Genomic DNA, 19,098 nt, shown 5'->3' on the forward strand with positions numbered 1-19,098 from the left:
TGGCACGAGTGCCGCCTTCGAAAAGAACGCCATGCAAGTCAACGTCGAAAAGCTTTCTCCCGTGCTGATGGAGTTTCAGGTGGAGGTCCCCGCGGACCGCGTCCGGAGCGAGGTCGACAAGGCCTATACGGCGCTCCAGCGGACGGCCCGGGTCCGGGGCTACCGGCCTGGCAAGGCGCCGCGCCAGGTGCTCGCGCACCTCTACGGCGGCCGCATCCACGCCGATGTCGCCCAGCGGCTCGTGGACGCCACGCTGAACCAGGCGCTCGCCGACAAGCAGGTGCAGCCCCTGTCCCAGCCGGCCATCGCGCCCACCGAGCTCCGCCCCGACGACACGTTCTCCTACAAGGCGCGCTTCGAGGTCCGCCCCGACATCGCCGAGGTGAAGTGGGAGGGCTTCGAGGTGAAGCGCCCCTCGACCACGCCGTCCGAGGAGATGATCGACGCCGAGCTCACCGCCCTGCGGCGCGAGCACTCGACGCTGCAGGCGCCCGAGCCCGAGCGCCCCGCGGCCAAGGGCGACATGGCGACGATCTCCTTCACCCTGGAGATCGGCGGCGCGCTGCGCGACACGAAGGAGCAGGAGATCGAGACCGAGCTCGGCAGCGGCCAGGTCTTCAAGGAGATCGAGGACGCCCTCCTCGGGATGACGCCCGGCCAGGCGAAGGACGTCCAGGTCACGTTCTCCGAGCAGCACTCGAACGCGGACCTCCGTGGCAAGGAGGCGACCTTCCACATCACGCTGAAGGACCTGCGCGAGCGCATCTTCCCGGAGGTCGACGACGAGTTCGCGAAGGACTGCGGCGAGGAGAGCCTCCCCGCGCTCCGCGAGTCGGTGCGCAAGAAGCTCGAGAAGGAGCTGACGCAGCGGGCGAGCGACGCCGTCGCCGAGCAGCTCGTGATCGAGCTCTGCAAGGCGAACCCGATCCCGGTCCCGCCGTCGCTCGTCGATCAGCAGGCGCAGCTCGCCGAGCGCGAGCTGCTCGCGACGGCGCGCCGGCAGGGGCAGCGCATCGATCCGACGCCGGAGTTCCGCGCGCGCGTGCGGCTCGACGCCGAGATGAAGGTGCGCGCGGGCCTGGTCATGGCCGAGATCGCGAAGGCGAAGCAGGTCAAGATCACCGAGGCCGATCTCGAGAAGGGCTACGAGGAGCTCGCCGAGCAGACGGGCAAGAACGTGGCGAAGATCAAGGCCGAGTACCGCGAGCCCCAGAAGCGCGAGCTCTTCGCCGGGATGATCCTCGAGGACAAGATCCTCGACATCATCGAGGCCGCGGCGAAGGTCGCCGAGGCGGACCCGACGCAGCAGCCCAGCGGCGCCTGATCTACCCCGGCCGGCGACGGCCGATCAGCGCTCGGCGCGGCGCCCTCGTGGCGCCGCGCGGCCCTCCTCCGACGACATCGATCACGTCCAGCGCGCTGCGCGCCGGCGCGGCGCGCGTTCCGTGCGTTGCCCGGCGAGCGGCCGACGATTCCGGTAACCTCGGGCGCGTTCGGTCTTGCGATCGGACGCAGTCTGGCCCAGGAGTAGAGCCCCTGCCGCGCGGCAGGAAACCCCCCGGAGCACCGGATGACCCGACGAGTCGAAACCCGCACCCAAGCCATCGAGTTTCTCGAACGCGAGAAGGCCTACATCCTCCCGACGGTCACGGAGGTGACCCACCGCGGCGAGCGGGAGTGGAACATCTTCAGCCGCCTCCTCAAGGATCGCATCGTCTTCATCGGCACGGAGATCGATGACTTCGTCGCGAACGCCGTGATCGCGCAGTTCCTCTTCCTCGAGAGCGAGGATCCCGAGAAGGAGATCCAGGTCTACATCAACAGCCCGGGCGGCGTGGTGACCTCGGGGCTCGCGATGTACGACACGATGCAGTACGTGCGTTGCCCGGTGTCGACGATGTGCATCGGCCAGGCCGCGTCGATGGGCGCCGTGCTGCTCGGCGCGGGCCGCAAGGGTCGGCGCTTCGCGCTGCCGCACGCGAGGATGATGATCCACCAGCCGCTCGGCGGCGCGCGCGGCCAGGCGACGGACATCGAGATCCAGGCGCGCGAGATCAAGAAGATCAAGGAGACGCTGATCGACATCCTCGTCGACGCCACCGGCAAGAACCGGGACGAGCTGGCGAAGGACATCGAGCGCGACTTCTACCTGAGCGCGACGCAGGCCAAGGAGTACGGCCTGATCGACGAGGTCTTCCCGAAGCGGAACAAGTAGGTGCCCGCGCCCCCTCGGCTGGCGGGCGTGCTGTGGCGGAGGGCCGGCGCGGAGCGGCGTCGCGCTGCGGCGCGACGTCGCGCCGCGTGGCGCCTGCGCGCCGCGCAGCGACGCCACGCCGTCGGCGGCGCGCAGGCGCGCGGGGCTGCCCGGCGCTGCACGGTCGCGCGAGGCGGGCGCTGCACGGTCGCGCAGCGCGCGGCAGCGTCAGCCGATGCGCCCCCGCTGCCCTCGCCCGATCCTTTGCTTGCCCCGCAGCGCACGGTCTCATCCCCGGCTCGCGCCGGGGCGCCATCGGGCGATTCCCTGACTTCGGCCACAGGCTGGAGACCACCCCCGTTAGCTTGCGACGGTACGGGCACCGGACTAGAATCCGAGCGCGGCGTTTGGCTGCGCATCGCTGAAAATCCAGGGGACGGTGGAAGCCGCGCCCCTCTCAAGTTGGCGGGGCCGCGACGGCGGAACCCCACCTCTCGTTGAAGCGGCAGCGTCGGCAGACCGCACTGAGGGTCGAAGTGGAGCGAAGGCGGGACGATCACTCGAATGGCAATCTAAGCTGCTCTTTCTGCGGCAAGTCGCAGAAAGAGGTGAAGAAGCTCATCGCGGGCCCCACGGTGTACATCTGTGATGAGTGCATCGGGCTCTGCAATGACATCATCGCGGAGGAGGTCGAGAAGGACGAGCCGTACGCGGGGTCGACCCCGGTGCCCAAGCCCGCCGACATCAAAGCGACGTTGGATGAGTACGTCGTCGGCCAGAACCGCGCCAAGAAGATCCTCGCTGTCGCGGTGCACAACCATTACAAGCGTATCGACAGCCGGGTCTCCTCCGACGACGTGGAGCTGTCCAAGTCGAACATCCTCCTGCTGGGCCCGACGGGCTCGGGCAAGACGCTCCTCGCGCAGACGCTCGCCAAGATCATCAACGTCCCCTTCGCCATCGCGGACGCGACGACGCTGACCGAGGCCGGCTACGTCGGCGAGGACGTCGAGAACATCATCGTCCAGCTCCTCCAGAACGCGGACCACGACGTCGAGCGCGCGCAGCGCGGCATCGTCTACATCGACGAGATCGACAAGATCAGCCGGAAGAGCGACAACCCGAGCATCACGCGCGACGTCTCGGGCGAGGGCGTGCAGCAGGCGCTGCTCAAGATCATCGAGGGGACGATCGCGAACGTCCCCCCGAAGGGCGGCCGCAAGCACCCGCAGCAGGACTTCCTCCAGGTCGACACGACGAACATCCTGTTCATCTGCGGCGGCGCGTTCGTCGGGCTCGATCAGATCATCCAGCGGCGCATCGGCCAGAACACGCTCGGCTTCGGCGCGGACATCAAGGCGAAGAAGGATTTCAAGCTGGGCGATCTGCTCAGCGTCGTTCAGCCGGAGGACCTCCTCAAGTTCGGGCTCATCCCGGAGTTCATCGGGCGCCTGCCGGTGGTGGCGACGCTCCACGAGCTCAACGAGGAGGCGCTCATCGACATCCTCACGAAGCCGAAGAACAGCCTGGTGAAGCAGTACCAGAAGCTCTTCGAGATGGACGGGGTGAAGGTCAAGTTCACCCGGGGCGCGCTCGTGGCGGTGGCCCGCCAGGCGCTCGAGAGGAACAGCGGCGCGCGCGGCCTGCGCGCCATCCTCGAGTCGGCGATGCTCGACATCATGTACGACGTCCCGTCCCGCACCGGGATCAAGGAGGTCGTCGTGAGCGAGGACGTGATCGTGAAGCACGAGCCGCCGCTCATCGTGTACACGAAGGAGGCGGAGCTCGCGTAGCGCTTGCTCCGGGGGGCGCGGCCCAGGGCGCTCGGCGAGAAGCCGGCGCCGGACCGAAGCGCGCCTCGCCCCCACAACCCCCCTTCCAGCATGCCGGCGCCGCGCGCGTCCTCACGGGACGCGGGCCGATCCGGCCGAAGTTCAGCAGTAGACCAGGAAACTCGTGACAACCGAGGCGGGGCTGCCCCGGCCTCCTGACACTCCCGGAAAGACGGCGGATGTTCTTCAAGAACGACAGTGATCGCGGCAAGAACGCACCCGAGCGCGGGATCGTCCCGTTGCTCCCGCTACGCGACATCATCGTCTTTCCCCATATGGTCTCCCAGCTCTTCGTCGGGCGCGAGCGCAGCATCGCCGCGCTCGACGAGGCGATGAACCGCGGCAAGGAGATCTTCCTCGCCGCGCAGCGAAACGCGAAGACGAACGACCCGACGCCGGACGACATCTTCGGCGTGGGCTCGGTCGGCGCGATCATGCAGCTCCTTCGCCTGCCGGACGGGACCGTGAAGGTCCTGATCGAGGGCAAGCGCCGGGCGCGCATCCGCCGTTACGTCCAGAGCGATGCGTACTTCCTGATCGAGTACGACGAGATCATCGAGAGCTCGGTCTCGAGCGTCGAGGTCGAGGCGCTGATGCGCTCGGTCCAGTCGACGTTCGAGATGTACGTCAAGCTCAACAAGAAGATCCAGCCCGAGGTCCTGATGGCGGTGCAGGCCATCGACGAGGCCTCGAGGCTCGCCGACACCATCATCGCCAACCTGCCGACCATCAAGCTGACGGACCGGCAGGCGCTGCTCGAGATGGAGGAGCCGCAGAAGCGGCTCGAGCGTCTCATCGAGCTGATGCAGGCCGAGATCGAGATTCTCCAGGTGGAGAAGAAGATCCGGAGTCGCGTCAAGAAGCAGATGGAGAAGACGCAGAAGGAATACTATCTCAACGAGCAGATGCAGGCCATCCAGAAGGAGCTGGGTGGCGGCGAGCGCGACGAATTCAAGAACGAGATCCAGGAGATCGAGGAGGCCCTCAAGACCAAGCGGATGAGCAAGGAGGCCGCCGCCAAGGTCAAGAAGGAGCTCAAGAAGCTGAAGATGATGCACCCCACGAGCGCCGAGGCGACCGTGGTGCGCAACTACATCGACTGGATCCTGGAGCTCCCCTGGTACGACAAGAGCGAGGAGCGTTATGACCTCGTGGAGGCCGAGCGCATCCTCGACGAGGATCATTACGGGCTGAAGAAGATCAAGGAGCGGATCCTCGAGTACCTCGCGGTCCAGGCGCTCACGAAGAAGCTCAAGGGCCCGGTGCTCTGCTTCGTTGGCCCGCCCGGCGTCGGCAAGACGAGCCTGGCGAAGTCGATCGCGCGCGCGACGGGGCGCAAGTTCGTGCGGCTGTCGCTCGGCGGCGTGCGCGACGAGGCGGAGATCCGCGGCCACCGGCGGACGTACATCGGCGCCCTCCCTGGCAAGCTGATCCAGTCGCTCAAGAAGGTCGGGACGAACAACCCTGTCTTCCTGCTCGACGAGGTCGACAAGATGTCGACCGATTTCCGCGGCGATCCGGCGGCGGCGTTGCTCGAGGTGCTCGATCCGGAGCAGAACCACACCTTCAACGACCATTACCTGGATCTCGACTACGACCTCTCCGACGTGATGTTCATCACGACGGCGAACACGCTGTCTGGCATCCCGGTGCCGCTCCAGGACCGCATGGAGGTCATCCAGCTCTCGGGCTACACGGAGTTCGAGAAGCTGAACATCGCGGTGAAGTACCTCGTTCCCAGGCAGCGCAAGGAGTGCGGCCTCGAGGACGTGTCGCTCGATTTCACGGAGGGGGCGCTCCGGACGATCATCCACCACTACACGAAGGAGAGCGGCGTGCGCTCGCTGGAGCGCGAGATCGCGAGCGTGTGCCGCAAGGTGGCCCGGAAGGTCGTGTCGGACGGCAAGGACAAGCCGATCGAGGTCGTCGCGAAGAGCATCCCGAAGTACCTCGGCGTGCCCAAGTACCGGCTCGGCAGGCGCGAGGAGCGCGACGAGGTGGGGCTCGTGAACGGCCTGGCCGTGACCAACGTCGGCGGCGATCTGCTCCCGGCCGAGGCGACGGTGGTCCCGGGCAAGGGCAAGCTCGTGATCACGGGGTTGCTCGAGAAGGGGATGGAGGAGAGCGGGCACGCGGCGATGAGCTACGTGCGCTCGCGCCTCGACCGGCTCGGGCTCGAGGCGGACGTCTACCAGAAGGTCGACGTTCACATTCACTTCCCCGACTTCGTCCGGAAGGACGGGCCGAGCGCCGGCGTCACCATGGTGACAGCGCTCGTGAGCGCGCTGATGAAGGTGCCCGTCCGGCGCGATCTCGCGATGACGGGCGAGATCACCCTGCGCGGCCGCGTGATGCCGATCGGCGGGCTCAAGGAGAAGCTGCTCGCCGCCCACCGCGGGGGCATCAAGACCGTGATCCTTCCGAAGGAGAACCGGAAGGATCTCCGGGACGTGCCGCGGCGGGTGCTCAAGTCGCTGCGGCTCGTGCTCGTGGAGCACGTCGACGACGTGCTCCGGGAAGCGCTCATGCTGCCCGACCCCAACGCGGTCTTCGGGCCCCCGAAGGACGTCCTGGAGTACCGGGACGGCGAGCTCGTCACCGAGGAGGCGCCGGCCAAGGCGCCGCCGGCCCCGGCGGGCGAGCCGACGCCGGCCGCGCCGCCCGCCGCCTGAGCGGCGTGCGAGCGGGAGCACGCCGCTGGACGGATAGGCTGGCGGCGGGCGCCGAGACGCACTAGCTGGCGTCGCGATGATTCGACGCGCACTGATTTCGGTATCCGACAAGACGGGATTGCTCCCGCTGGCCAGGCGGCTCGCGGACAAGGGTGTGGAGATCCTCTCGACCGGGGGGACGCAGCGGGCGCTCCAGGAGGCCAGCGTGCCGGTCGTCGGCGTGGAGGCCTATACCGGCTCTCCCGAGGTGATGGATGGCCGGGTGAAGACGCTCCACCCCAGGGTGCACGGCGGCATCCTGATGCGCGGCGCGATCGACGACGAGGACCTCGGCCGGCTCGGGGGCGCGCCGATCGACCTCGTGGTCTGCAACCTCTACCCGTTCGAGGCGACGGTCCGGAAGCCCGGGGTCACGCACGCCGAGATCATCGAGAACATCGACATCGGCGGTCCGTCTATGGTGCGGAGCGCGGCCAAGAACCACGCCCGCGTGGCGGTGGTCGTCGACCCGGCCGACTACGACGCTGTGCTCGGCGAGCTCGACAGGGCAGGTGAGGTGTCGAGCGCCACGCGCCGCCGGCTCGCCACGAAGGCGTTCGCGCACACGGCGGCCTACGACGGGATGGTGGCCGGCTATCTCTCCTCGCTGCCGGAGGAGGGCGAGCCGAACGCCGCGGAGCGCGAGGCGTATCCGCGCTTCCTGACGCTTGCCCTCGAGCGTGCCTATCCGCTCCGGTACGGCGAGAACCCGCACCAGTCGGGCGCCTTCTACCGCGAGCGGGGCGCGGCCGCGGGGTCGCTCGCGCTCGCGGAGTCGCTGGGCGCGGGCGGGAAAGAGCTGTCGTTCAACAACCTCGTCGACGTGGACGCGGCGTTCGAGGCGGTGCGGGAGTTTACCCAGCCCGCCGCCGTCGTGGTGAAGCACACGAACCCGTGCGGCGTCGCGACGGCCGACGACCTCGCGACCGCCTACCGGACGGCGCGCGAGGCCGACGCCGTGAGCGCCTTCGGCGGGATCGTCGCGCTGAACCGCGAGGTCGACCGCGCGGCCGCCGAGGTGCTGATCGAGACGTTCCTGGAGTGCGTGATCGCTCCTGCCTACACCCCTGACGCGGTCGAGGTGCTCCGGACCAAGAAGAACCTCCGGGTGCTCGCGACCGGCGCGCTCCTGCCCGCGGACCACCGGGAGCTGACGTTCAAGCGCGTCGGCGGGGGCCTCGTGGTCCAGGCCCGGGACGCGACCGCGGCCGGCGAGGTCCGCGGCGGCAAGGTCGTGACGAAGCGGGCGCCCACGGAGCGGGAGATCGAGGCGCTCGAGCTCGGCTGGCGGGTGTGCAAGCACGTGAAATCCAACGCGATCGTGCTCGCGGTGCCCGGGAGCACGGTCGGCGTCGGCGCCGGGCAGATGTCCCGGGTCGAGAGCGTGCGCATCGCCTGCAGCAAGGCGGGCGAGCGGGTTCGCGGGAGCGTCCTCGCGTCGGACGCCTACTTCCCGTTCCCGGACGGCCTGCAGGTCGCCGCCGAGCACGGGATCACCGCTGTCGCGCAGCCCGGAGGCAGCGTGAGGGACGCGGAGGTCATCGCGGCTGCCGACGCGGCGGGGGTCGCGATGGTGTTCACCGGGACGCGGCACTTCCGTCACTGAGCCGCCCTGGCACCGGCCCATCCCCCCGGGGGCGAGATCCCCGGCCGGGGAAGGCGCTCGGCGTGGCGCCCTCGTGGCCGCGCGCGCGGCGCTTCCATGCTCGCAGAAAAGTTGACCTTTGGTCCTTGACTGTGATGATGGTCAACGCTGCGCCTGGGCAAAGCGCTGTGCGCGGCGTGAAGGAGCGAGCTGTGGGCGGAATCAGCGAGACGTGCAGCGTGTGCGGGACCGGATTCGAGGTCCAGTTCCGGTACCAGATGGAGGAGAAGGACGGCGGCTTCTCCTTCTTCTGCTCGCAGAAATGCCTGGAAAAGAGCCAGCTCGGCGGGGAGGCCGGCGCCGCGCTCGCCACGTGCGATGCGTGCGCAAAGCGCTTCACCCCGCATCTCGTGTCGCAGGTGCTCTATGTCGCCGGGCGGCGGCACTACGCGTGCTCGCTGGGGTGCCGGACGCAGCTCGTGCGCGAGGCGAAGGGGGTCCGGCTCGGCGACATCGCGGCGGCGGCGGTGGCGCCGGCGCCGGCGGAAGGACTGCCGTCGACCCGCCGCGAGGTGCCAGCGGCGGGGGGCGCCGGCGCCGCTGCCGAGGCGAGCGAGCCGGCGGCTGCCGAGCGGGCCGGCCGGCCCGGCGCGCCGGGAACGGCCGCGGCGCTGGCCGCCGCCCCGGTCGCGCCGGCGGTGCGCCCGGCGGATGCACGGGGGCAGCAGGGGGCGGTCGCGGTGCCCCTGTCGCCAGCCGGGGGTGCGAAGCGGGCGGCGCAGCCGCCGCAGCGTCCGACCGGGGTGCCCCGGTGCCTCGCGGTGTTCAACCACAAGGGCGGCACCGGCAAGACGACCACGGCCGTGAGCGTCGCGGCCGGGCTCGCGGCGCGCGGCAAGCGGGTGCTGCTCGTCGACACCGACGCGCAGGGGAACGTCTCCGTGTCGCTCGGCGCCGGCGCGGAGCGATCGCTCTATCACGTGCTCGTGATGGGGCTCCGGGTCGCGGACGCGATCAAGACGGTGCGCCCGAACCTGGATCTCCTGCCGTCCAACGAGACGCTGGCGGCCGCGGAGCTCTACCTGGCCGGGCGCCAGAACCGCGACCGTGTGCTCTCGGACCGGCTCTCCGCCGCGGCGGCCGACTACGACTACGTGGTCCTCGACTGCTCGCCGAGCCTCTCGCTGATGAACCAGAACGCGCTGGTGCTCGCGGACAGCGTGCTGGTCCCGGTCGCGTGCGATTACCTGTCGCTCGTCGGTGTCCGGCAGGTGATCAAGACGGTGAAGAACGTGAACGCGCTGCTGCACCACCCGGTGCAGATATGGGGCGTGCTTCCGACGTTCTTCGACGGTCGCGCGAAGATCGCGCGCGAGGCGGTGAGCACGATGACGCAGCACTTCGGGGAGCGCTGCCTTCCGCCGATCCGCCAGGCCATCAAGGTGAAGGAGGCACCCGCGCAGGGCCAGACGATCTTCGAGTATGCGCCGGGCACCCCGGCGGCGGACGATTACCTCGCGGTGGTCGACCGCATCATCGAGAGCCGCGAGCGCGGCGCGACCGGATCCGACGCCGGCGCGGCGCGCGATCAGGGGTCGTGGAGCACCGAACGGCCGGGCGCTGCGTTGGCGGGCGCATGAGGGACCCGCGAACGCGGAGTCCCGCAGGATGAAGGGACCCGCGAACGCGGAGTCCCGCAGGATGAAGGGACCCGCGAACGCGGCATCCCGCAGGATGAAGGGACCCGCGACGCGGGATTCCACAGGATGAAGGGACCCGCCGACGCGAGGTCTCACCGGGGATGGAGCGGGCAGGGAGCTGGAGGAAGCAATGAAGAGCGAAGGCGATCTCGGGGGCGCCGCGCGGGCGCTGCTCGATCGCGACGAAGTGGAAGGTGTTCTGTCCGGGGCATTCTATACGCCCGCGGAAGCGCCTCGTTCGCGCGCGAAGACCCGGACGACCGGCGCCGGCGCCGCGTCCGAGCCGGGGGCAGCGCCACCCGAGAGACCGCAGCACTACAAGGTCATCTGCATCTCGATGTACACCGAGGATCTCGGGCGCCTGGACGAGATGGTCAGCGCGCTCAAGGCGCGCGGGATGACGAAGGCCAACCGGAGCGCGTTGATCCGTCACGCCCTCTCCCAGGTGGACCTCGACAAGATCCCGAAGGGGATCTAAGTCAGCTTTTCAGGGGGACCTCCACGCCGTCCCACACGAAGTTCACGCCGGCTGTTCCAGCATCGGCCGCGAGCGCCGCAGCGTCCCCTGGCGGCGCTCCGGCAGTACGGTGGTGGTGGAGCCATCCCGGCTTCTCGCGATCCGGCGCGCGCCGGAGAAGACCGCCCTGGAGCGTCAGCGTCCACGGCACCGTGTCGCAGCGCGTCTTGCCCCGGCGATCGCGTCGGCGGCACGCGGCGTGCTAGTATCGCGAGCGGTCGAGGCCTATACCGACGAGAGGGAACATGAACCAGAACTACGTAGGATACGGGGCCCGGTCTTCGGCCATCCGTGCCGGCGCCGATTCGCGCGAGCGCTTCCTCGTGCGAACGTACAATCACCTGTTCGGGGCGATCGCCCTCTTCGCGGCGATCGAGGTCGCGCTCTTCAAGACCGGCGCCGCCTTGGTCATCGCCCGGGCGATGATCGGCACGAGCTGGTTGCTGGTGCTCGGGGGGTTCATGCTCGTGAGCTGGCTGGCCAGCCGCGCCGCGCACACCTCCATGTCGAAGCCGGTGCAGTACGCCGCGCTGCTCGGCTACGTGCTCGCGCAGGCGATCATCTTCGTGCCGCTCCTCTTCATCGCGGACAGGGTCGCCCCCGGCGCCATCCAGAGCGCCGGGCTCGCCACCATGGCCGGCTTCGCGGGCCTCACCGCGATCGCGTTCGTGACCCGCAAGGACTTCTCCTTCCTGGGCGCGCTCCTTCGCTGGGGCGGCATCTGCGCGCTCGTCCTCATCGCGGCCGGCGCGCTGTTCGGCTTCGAGCTCGGCACGTTCTTCAGCGTCGCCATGGTCGCGTTCGCCGGTGCTGCGATCCTCTACGACACCTCGAACATCCTCCACCACTTCCCCGAGGACCGGTATGTCGGCGCCGCGCTCGAGCTCTTCGCGTCCGTCGCCATGCTGTTCTGGTACATCCTCCGCCTCTTCACCAGCTCCCGCGACTGAGCGGCACGCACCCGCTTCGGATACGGGCCCACCTCGACGTTTTCGGTGCTCGGCGTGCGGGAGCACGCCTGCGCGCCGAAAACGCCGATCTGGGCCCGTCTCCTGTGCGGGTGCGCGCCGCTCGGCGTGGCGGATACCGGAGCGCGCGGCTCGGCGTGGCGGACACCGGGGCGCGCCGCTCGGCGTGGCGGATGCCGGAGCGCGCCGCTCGGCGTGGCGTTGGCCGGACGGGAACGCTTGCGCGGTGGGGCGGGCCGGGGTCTCATGCGGTCCGAGGAGCGGCTGTGAGGAAGATTTCGTGCGCGCTCGTGGGGCTCGGGGTTGTTCTCGCAGCGTGCCGGGGGGGTGACGCGGAGAAGAAGGGCGAAACGGCCGTCGCCGTGAGCGGCGCGGCGGAGGCCGAGATCATCGCGCGGCCGCTCTCGCTGAGAGGCGTCAGCCTCGCGGGGGCGGAGTTCGCGGTCGACCCGTTCGGCAAAGGCACGCTCCCAGGTACCCCGGGCGTCCACTACACCTACCCGGATCCCGCGTTCTCCAAGGGATACACGTCCGCGGATTACTTCCTCAGCAAGGGGATGAACACCTTCCGGGTGCCGTTTCGCTGGGAACGACTGCAGCCCGCGCGCAACCAGCCGCTCAACGCAGCAGAGCTGAACCGGCTGAAGACGACCGTCAACAACCTGGTCGCCAAGGGCGCCTACGTGGTGCTCGATGTGCACAACTACGGCCGCTATGGAACCGGTGTCCTCGGCGCGGAGATCCCGATCGCGGATTTCGCCGAGTTCTGGGGGCGGGTGGCCGTCGAGTTCAAGGGCAACACGAAGGTCGTGTTCGCCCTCATGAACGAGCCGCACGACATGCCGACCGAGCCGTGGATCGAGGCGGCCAACGCCGCGATCGTCTCGATCCGCAGCACCGGGGCGACGAACCTCATCATCGTCCCCGGCAACGGATGGTCCGGGGCGCACAGCTTCGACGCGACCTTCTACGGAACATCGAACGCCGAGGCGCTCGTCAAGATCGTCGACCCGAAGCAGGTCGTCGCGTTCGAGGTCCACCAGCACCTCGACGACGATTCCTCCGGAGAATCGCCCAGTTGCGTCAGCGAGACCGTCGGGGTGGAGCGCCTGAAGGGGTTCACGGCGTGGCTCAGGAAGCACGGGAAGAAGGGGTTTCTCGGCGAGTTCAGCGGCGGGGCGAGCGCGGTATGCCTGAAGGCCATCGCCAACGTCGTGATCTACCTCGAGCAAAACAAGGACGTTTACGTGGGCTGGACCTACTGGGCGGCAGGGCCCTCCTGGAAGGACTATTTCACGTCGCTCGAGCCGCGAGATGGCGCGGACACGCCGCAGATGATCTCGCTGCAAGCGCACCTGTCGGCGTCGGTCCGGTAGCCGGGGGGCCCCCTCCGGGGCCCGCTGTCGCTCCCCTCAGGATCCGAAGAGGCCCTGCGCCGCGCGCACCAGAGAGAAGAGCAGCAGGCCCGCCAGCGCGACGACGCCCGCCACCACGATCAGCAGCCCTGCATAGAAGCCGGCATCCGAGGGGCGCGCGCCGCCCTGGCCCCGCGCGGCGAGGTGCGACCGCAGGAGGTCGAGGTTGCGCGCGTTCGCCTTGTAGGCCGCGTCGAAGAGGTCACCGAGGAGGGGGATCATGCCGATCAGCGCCTCGAGACCCACGTTGAGCATCATGCGCAGCAACGTCGAGGCGGGGAGGCGGTACCGCGTCGCCGCGAGGATGATGTACATCGAGAGCCCGAAGCCGATGAGATCTCCGACGCCCGGGATCAGCCCGATCACCGCGTCGTAGCCGACCCGGTAGCCGACGCCCGGGATGCGAATGGCGTTGTCCAGAAACTGACCGAGCGCGTTCAGGCGCCTCAGCCGTTCATCCTCGACGTCAACGGTCCTGAGCGCGGCGATGGGGGTCACGGGCATGGCGGACCGTTCTCCGGGGTGCAAGGTGAAGATTCTCAGGTAATGCACCTCCCGCGCCCATTCAACCGCGATGCCGGAGGACCTGCGGACAGGCCGTCGCTCGGGTCCGCAACTTTCCGGTTCCGGACATCGCGACGAAGCGGATGGACGCAGGGCGCTCCACGCCGCCGGAGAGCGGTGCCCCGGCTCACCGCGAGGGGGACGGGCCGGCGCGCTGCGGGCGGAGGTCGTTCAGGAGCGCTCCACGTCCCCCGGACGGAGAGCGCGCACGCCAACCGGGGCATATGCGTTGCTAGTGCCGGTCGTCATGGCGACAGCAACGTTTTTTGGAGGCGCCCGGCGGCCCAGCTCCTCGGAGATCGTTCTCCTCGGGCAGGCCGCAGGGCTCGGGCTGGTGACCGGGATGCGTTCCATGCTGGGCGTGAGGATCCTCGCGTCCAGCGCTCGGCGCGGCGCGTTCGACGGGCAGAGCGGGAGCTTCTGGCGCGCGCTCCGCTCGCCGACAGCGCAGCGCGTGATGAGCGTGCTCGCGGGCGGAGAGCTCCTGATGGACAAGCTGCCCTCCGCGCCGAGCCGCCTCTCGACAGGGCCGCTGAGCGGGCGCCTCGTGATCGGAGCGCTCCTCGGCGCCGCGGTGGGCGCCCAGAGCCCCGAGAAGAACCTGCGCGTCGCCGGCGCGGTGGTGGGCGCCGTGGCAGCCGCGGTGGGGGCGCTCGTCGGCAACCGCGCCCGCGCGTGGATGGACCGCGGGACGCGCGTTCCCGCCCCGGTCGGAGCCATGATCGAGGATGCCATCGCCTTCGGCCTGGGCGCGGTGATTGCCCGCCGCTGAGCAGGCGCATGCGCTCCAGCGCCCGCAGGGAGCTTCCGGCCCGCGCGCACGTCGCTTCCTGCCACAGCGGGGCGCCGCTGCCGTTGCGGTCACGGCGCCGCGATGCATGCTGGCGCCCGACATGCCGCTGAGGCCGCGCGCTCCCCTCCGCCGCCCTGGACTGCGCCTCGCCCTGGTCGGCGCGGCCAGCGCGCTCCTCGGCGCGCTGGGCGAATCCCCGGCGCGCGCCCAGGGAAGATACGAGTCCGCGCTGCTCGGCGGGCGATCCGCGCTCCTCGGGAGCACAGGGGTCGTGCTCGGCGTCGACGGCGCGGCGCCCTTCCTGAACCCGGCGACGATCGTCCGCATCGAGGACCGCAACATCGCGTTCTCGTCGTCGTTCTTCCGCTACGCGCATCGAACGCTGGAGGCGTGGCACCAGCCAGGCCCGGTCGACGCCGAGCGGTACGGGGACCTCCGGCTCGACCGGACGACGGTGACCGACCAGGGCCTGAGCACCCTCCCGGACGCGACCTGCTACTTCTTCGACCTGAGGAGCGGCGCGCGAGACGGGAATTCGGCGCGGGTGCCTGTCGGCCGCCAGACCCTCGCCGCGTGCCTCGCGAAGACGGAAGAGAGCGAGTTCGGGTTCGACGCGCTCGGGTTCTCGGGGGAGTCGGCCGCGCGCCGCGTGACCCAGGCGCAGACGCTCCGCTACAGGTGGGGGCGCTACAGCGCCGGCCCGTCGTGGAGCTACAGCGTCAACGACCGCCTCGCCGTGGGCGCCTCGCTCTCGGTCGTACGCACGCGTTACACGAGCTCGCTCAGCATCTCGAGCATCGTGGAGGACACGGGTACGGGCGCGGCCAGCAGCACGACGTACCAGACGGCGCTCTCGGGAGACTCCTGGGACCTCCTCGCGCACCTCGGGGCGACGTACCGGCTGACCCGGGTGTTCTCGGCCGGGATCAGCGTGAGGACGCCCAGCGTTCACGTCTTCGACTCCTTCGACGCGAGCTACCAGGACACGCTCGCGACAGGGACGGCGGCGGTGCGCCACTGGTCCGGCACGGGGGAGTTCGTGGCGCCCTCGCCGGCCCGCGTGGCCGTGGGCGCGAGCGCGGAGTGGAGCAGGCTGCGGCTGGAGCTCGACGGCTTCTTCTACATGGGCCAGCGGGAGTTCGCGCGCATCGCCGCCGATCGGGAGGAGATCGCGATGGAGGCGGGGACGGTGACGAGCCGACGGCAGAGCCGGTTCGGCGTCGTCGAGGCGGCGGCGCCCATGGTCAACGTGGGGCTCGGCGCCGAGGTGTTCCTCACGCGCGATCTCAGCCTGGCGAGCGGCGTCGTCACGGATTTCAACGCGCTGTCCAGCCTGCGAGGCCCCCTGTCCATCGAGTCGAGGCTCTTCCTCGAGCGGATGAGCGGCGTGCACGCGGCGCTCGGTCTGGTGTCGTATACGCGGTACGGCGATCTCGTGTTCGGCGCGCGCTTCGATTACGCCGCGGGGCAGATGGCGGCGGTCAACACCTTCGCGTCCCCCGTGCGGCTGGACCCGATCGACTGCCGCGAGTTCGGCGCGACCCTGGTGCTCGCCGGGCGGATCAGCCTGCGCACGGTGGAGAACGTGGCGCGCGAGATCGGGGACGCCGTGGAGGGCTCGGCCGCCGCGCCCTCGGAGCGAGGCGCGCCGCGGGAACCGATGCGGGAGCCGGCTCAGAAGGACTGAGCGGCGACGCGGCGCTCCCCGCGGCGGAGGGCGAGGGCTCCGGAGCAGGAGCCGCGGCCGCCTCGGGTCACGGCAGATCCGCGGCCGGTGGCGGGCGCGGCGCAGCGCGCGTCACGAGCGGGGCTGCGGCAGGTCGTCCGGCGCGATCGGCGCGATGCGCACCCGCTCCTCGTAGAGCGCGCCGCCCTCGCCGATGTCCGTGGTGCGGGCGCGGATCAGCGCGTTGGCGCAGCGGCCGTCGCGGAGGTGGCCGCCCTTCGGGATCAGCGCCACGTCGCGGCGCTGGGCGGGATCGTGGCGGAGCCGCACCGTCATGGCGCCGACGCGCGACGCGATCCGACAGACGCCGCCGTCGGGCACGCCGCAGGCCGCGTCGGGGTGGACCGTGACGACGGCGGGGCCCTGCTGGGGCCGCGCCCACTGCGACGATTGCGACTTGTCGGTGGAGAGCGCCATGAGGAGCAGCGGGAACTCGCCTGCGTCGGGATCGCCGCGCTCTTCCGGCGCCTCGGTGATCAGGTTGACCCGCCCGCTCGCGGTCGGGAACTTCCGGTCCGCGAACAGCACCTCCGGCGCCAGCGGATTGCGCACCGGCCCGCGCTCCAGCGTCTCGAGGGTGACGCCGAACGGCGCGAGCTTGGGCTCGGTGAGCCGCCGCTTCCAGTCGCGGGCGCTGCCGTCGAGCGCGCCGCCGAGGCCGACGCGCCGCGCGAGCGCCTGCATGATCTCGAGATCGCTCTTCACCCCCTCCGGCGGCGGGACCACGGGCGTGGAGACGCCGAGGTAGTGGTGGCCGTAGGCGCCCAGCACGTCGTCGGCCTCGAGGAGCGTCCTCGTGGGCAGCACGAGGTGGGCGAGCCGCGCGGTGTCCGTGAGGAAGGAGTCGGCGACGACGACGAACTCGCGGGTCGCGAGCGCCTCCGCGACGGCGCCGGAGTCGGGCAGCATCGCGACCGGGTTGCCCGCGGTCACCCAGACGGCGCGGATGGGCGGGTCGCTCATCCCGAGCACCTCCTGCCCGAACAGCGGCTCGCAGACGGTGCGGGGCGCGGCGCGATCGCCCTGGAGCTGCGCGAGATCGAACGCGCCGCGCCGCTTGAAGTAGAACGAGACGCCGCCGCCGGGGACGCCGAGGTTCCCGCTGACGGCCGTGAGCGCGTCGAGGGCGCGCACGATCGCCCCGCCCGAGGTGCGGCGGCCCATGCCCCAGCCGACGAGGATGGCCGTCGGGCGCTCGGCGCCGAGGCGGCGCGCGAGATCGAGCGCGGCGCGCTCGGGCACGTCGGCGTCGCGGCACCACTCAGCCACGGAGCGGCGCTGCGCGAGCGCGCGGAACTCGTCGAGGTGGTCGCAGTAGTCCGCGGCGCGCGGGTCGGTCCACCCCTCGTCGAAGAGCACGCGGGCGACGGCCATGGCGAGCGCGAAGTCGCCGCCTGGACGGGGCTGGTAGAAGGCGCCGCACAGAGAGGCCGTCTTGTGGTGCACCGGATCGATGAGCACGAGCTCCGCGCCGCGCGCCTTCGCCTCGCGCAGCACCGGGAGGGTGTGCGGGCTCGAGGTGAAGACGTTCTTGCCCCAGAGCAGGATGTGCCGGGCGTTCTTCAGGTCGGCGAGGTCGTGGCTGTCCTCCTCGCCGAAATCGGCGAGCTGCGCGGCGTCGCCCGCGCCGGAGCAGATGTCGCCGCGCTTGACCGTGACCGGCCCGAACCGCGCGAAGAGGGCGTCGGGCATCGTCGTGAGCATCCCGAGCGAGCCGCCGCTCCGGTAATGTAAGATGGCGGCCGGGCCCGACTCGCCGCGGATCCGGAGCAGCTGCTCGGCCGCGGTGTCGAGCGCTTCGTCCCACGAGACGGGCGTGAGCTCGCCGCCCTTGCGGAGCAGCGGCGTGGTCAGGCGCTCGGGCGAGTACTGCGTCTCCAGGAAGCGCGACGTCCGGTAGCAGAGGAAGCCTCGCGTGATCGGGTGGTCCGGGTCGCCGCCGAGGCGCACGATGCGGCCATCCTCCACCGTCGCCACGATGCTGCAGGCGTCGGGGCAATCGCGGTTGCAGACGGTCTTGCGGATCTGCTGCATGCCGGGAGCCTAGACCAGGCGGCCATGCGGGGGTATGCCCGCTCGCCGGTCGAGGCTCCCTCCACGGGGGCCTGATGGGGAGACAGCGGGCAGGTGCTAGTCGGCGAGGCGCTCGGGGGCGTACTCGCGGGACTCGTCGCCGGAGACCTCCTGCGCGATGACACGGAGCTGTTCGTAGCGCTCGCGCAGGAGCGACCAGAGGCGATCGCGGATGTCCCTCGAGTCGAGGCGCTCGGGAGGGCGGGTGTTGCTGAGCAGCCACTTCGCGGTGCTGTTGATCCGGGTCACCTCTTCCCTGGTGATCGAGATCCGGCCCTGCACGTGGCCCCACCGGTCCTGGATGAGGTTCGTGATCGTGGCCGCCGCGCTCGCGGGATCGCCGGCGACGAGCGCGCGCCGGACGATGCCGTAGGTCTCCGGGACGATGCCGCGCGGGAAGCACGCCTCGGCCGCGACGATCGTCGGGCGCAGCGCCTCGTAGAGCTGATCGAGCCGCTCGGTCACCTCGGGAGGCGGCGCGCTCTCGGGCTGCATGCGCGTCACCGCGTAGTCGAGCGCCATCGCGAGCTCCGGCAAGCTGCGGATCGCGTCGAAGCGCGACTTCGGCAGCCGGCGCCGGTGGCGCGCCGGATCGCGCGTGACGGACTGGACGGCGCGCCGGACGATCGCGAGCACCCCGGCCGCGTCCCCGCGGAAGGTCTGCACGTTGGCCGCGGGGAGGTCGCTCGCCGGCATCGCGTAGCGCTCGTAGCGCTCGCGCTCGAGGCTCTCGTCGCCCCGGGCGCGCGGATCGACCGGCGGCGGCTCTGCGACCGAGGGGGGGGGCGGCTCGGCCGGCTCCGGCCGCTCCGGGGCCGCCTGCTGCGGCTCGTCCGCGCCGGGGCGCGCTGGTGGGGAGGGCGCCTCGGCGGCGCTCCTCGGCTCATCCGGACCGGGCTCCACCGGCCCGGACGCCGCGCTCTGGGCGGAGCTCTCGGCCTCGAGCGGTGTGGACCGAAGCGCTGGATCCCGCAGCGCCTCGAGGTCGTCTCGCGCACGCGTCATCTCGATCATCGTACG

The 19,098-nt window shown here is 70.6% G+C and carries 14 protein-coding genes; 11 read left to right on the plus strand and 3 right to left on the minus strand.

What is annotated here, in order from left to right; translation table 11 throughout:
• Positions 1-31 precede the first annotated feature (31 nt).
• From tig to WME76_RS12005, 9 genes are all read left to right on the plus strand, one after another.
• On the plus strand, positions 32-1,324 hold the full coding sequence (gene tig, locus WME76_RS11965; protein ID WP_437960268.1) for a trigger factor: 1,293 nt from the start codon (positions 32-34) through the stop codon (positions 1,322-1,324).
• 246 nt (positions 1,325-1,570) lie between these two features.
• A complete protein-coding gene (locus tag WME76_RS11970) occupies positions 1,571-2,215 on the plus strand; it encodes an ATP-dependent Clp protease proteolytic subunit (RefSeq protein ID WP_012235778.1) in 645 nt (214 codons plus the stop codon).
• A 515-nt stretch (positions 2,216-2,730) separates the two neighbouring features.
• Complete coding sequence (clpX, locus tag WME76_RS11975; protein WP_012235779.1) at positions 2,731-3,987, plus strand: ATP-dependent Clp protease ATP-binding subunit ClpX; 1,257 nt, start codon at positions 2,731-2,733, stop codon at positions 3,985-3,987.
• Between the two features lie 218 nt (positions 3,988-4,205).
• Positions 4,206-6,698 carry an endopeptidase La gene (gene lon, locus WME76_RS11980; protein WP_437960269.1) on the plus strand — a complete coding sequence of 831 codons (2,493 nt, stop codon included), beginning with the start codon at positions 4,206-4,208 and terminating at the stop codon, positions 6,696-6,698.
• A 76-nt stretch (positions 6,699-6,774) separates the two neighbouring features.
• Complete coding sequence (gene purH, locus WME76_RS11985; protein ID WP_437960270.1) at positions 6,775-8,343, plus strand: bifunctional phosphoribosylaminoimidazolecarboxamide formyltransferase/IMP cyclohydrolase; 1,569 nt, start codon at positions 6,775-6,777, stop codon at positions 8,341-8,343.
• Between the two features lie 191 nt (positions 8,344-8,534).
• A complete protein-coding gene (locus tag WME76_RS11990; RefSeq protein WP_437960271.1) occupies positions 8,535-9,962 on the plus strand; it encodes a ParA family protein in 1,428 nt (475 codons plus the stop codon).
• A gap of 190 nt (positions 9,963-10,152) precedes the next feature.
• Positions 10,153-10,500, plus strand: coding sequence for a hypothetical protein (locus tag WME76_RS11995; RefSeq protein WP_061619397.1), 348 nt, complete (start codon positions 10,153-10,155; stop codon positions 10,498-10,500).
• Positions 10,501-10,784: 284 nt separating this feature from the next.
• Entirely contained in the window at positions 10,785-11,489 is a 705-nt protein-coding gene (locus WME76_RS12000) for a Bax inhibitor-1/YccA family protein (RefSeq protein WP_437960272.1), read from the plus strand.
• Between the two features lie 284 nt (positions 11,490-11,773).
• Positions 11,774-12,883: a glycoside hydrolase family 5 protein gene (locus tag WME76_RS12005; RefSeq protein WP_437960273.1), complete on the plus strand. Its 1,110-nt coding sequence runs from the start codon at positions 11,774-11,776 to the stop codon at positions 12,881-12,883.
• Positions 12,884-12,919: 36 nt separating this feature from the next.
• Here the strand turns inward: WME76_RS12005 and WME76_RS12010 are convergent, their stop codons facing one another.
• On the minus strand, positions 12,920-13,426 hold the full coding sequence (locus WME76_RS12010) for a DUF4112 domain-containing protein (protein ID WP_437960274.1): 507 nt from the start codon (positions 13,424-13,426) through the stop codon (positions 12,920-12,922).
• Positions 13,427-13,733: 307 nt separating this feature from the next.
• Between WME76_RS12010 and WME76_RS12015 the strand changes: the two genes are divergently transcribed.
• The gene (locus WME76_RS12015) at positions 13,734-14,258 is read left to right on the plus strand and encodes a DUF4126 family protein (RefSeq protein WP_437960275.1); all 525 of its coding nucleotides are present in this window, start codon (positions 13,734-13,736) and stop codon (positions 14,256-14,258) included.
• A 106-nt stretch (positions 14,259-14,364) separates the two neighbouring features.
• Positions 14,365-15,966: a hypothetical protein gene (locus WME76_RS12020; RefSeq protein ID WP_437960276.1), complete on the plus strand. Its 1,602-nt coding sequence runs from the start codon at positions 14,365-14,367 to the stop codon at positions 15,964-15,966.
• 111 nt (positions 15,967-16,077) lie between these two features.
• Here the strand turns inward: WME76_RS12020 and WME76_RS12025 are convergent, their stop codons facing one another.
• Both WME76_RS12025 and WME76_RS12030 read right to left on the minus strand, forming a co-directional pair.
• Entirely contained in the window at positions 16,078-18,039 is a 1,962-nt protein-coding gene (locus WME76_RS12025) for a molybdopterin-containing oxidoreductase family protein (protein ID WP_437960277.1), read from the minus strand.
• A 96-nt stretch (positions 18,040-18,135) separates the two neighbouring features.
• Positions 18,136-19,083, minus strand: a complete 948-nt coding sequence (locus tag WME76_RS12030) for a hypothetical protein (RefSeq protein ID WP_437960278.1) — start codon at positions 19,081-19,083, stop codon at positions 18,136-18,138.
• Positions 19,084-19,098 lie beyond the last annotated feature (15 nt).

The sequence above is a fragment of the Sorangium sp. So ce119 genome, from assembly GCF_051524405.1.
In the GTDB taxonomy this organism is placed as follows: Bacteria; Myxococcota_A; Polyangia; order Polyangiales; family Polyangiaceae; genus Sorangium; species Sorangium cellulosum_G.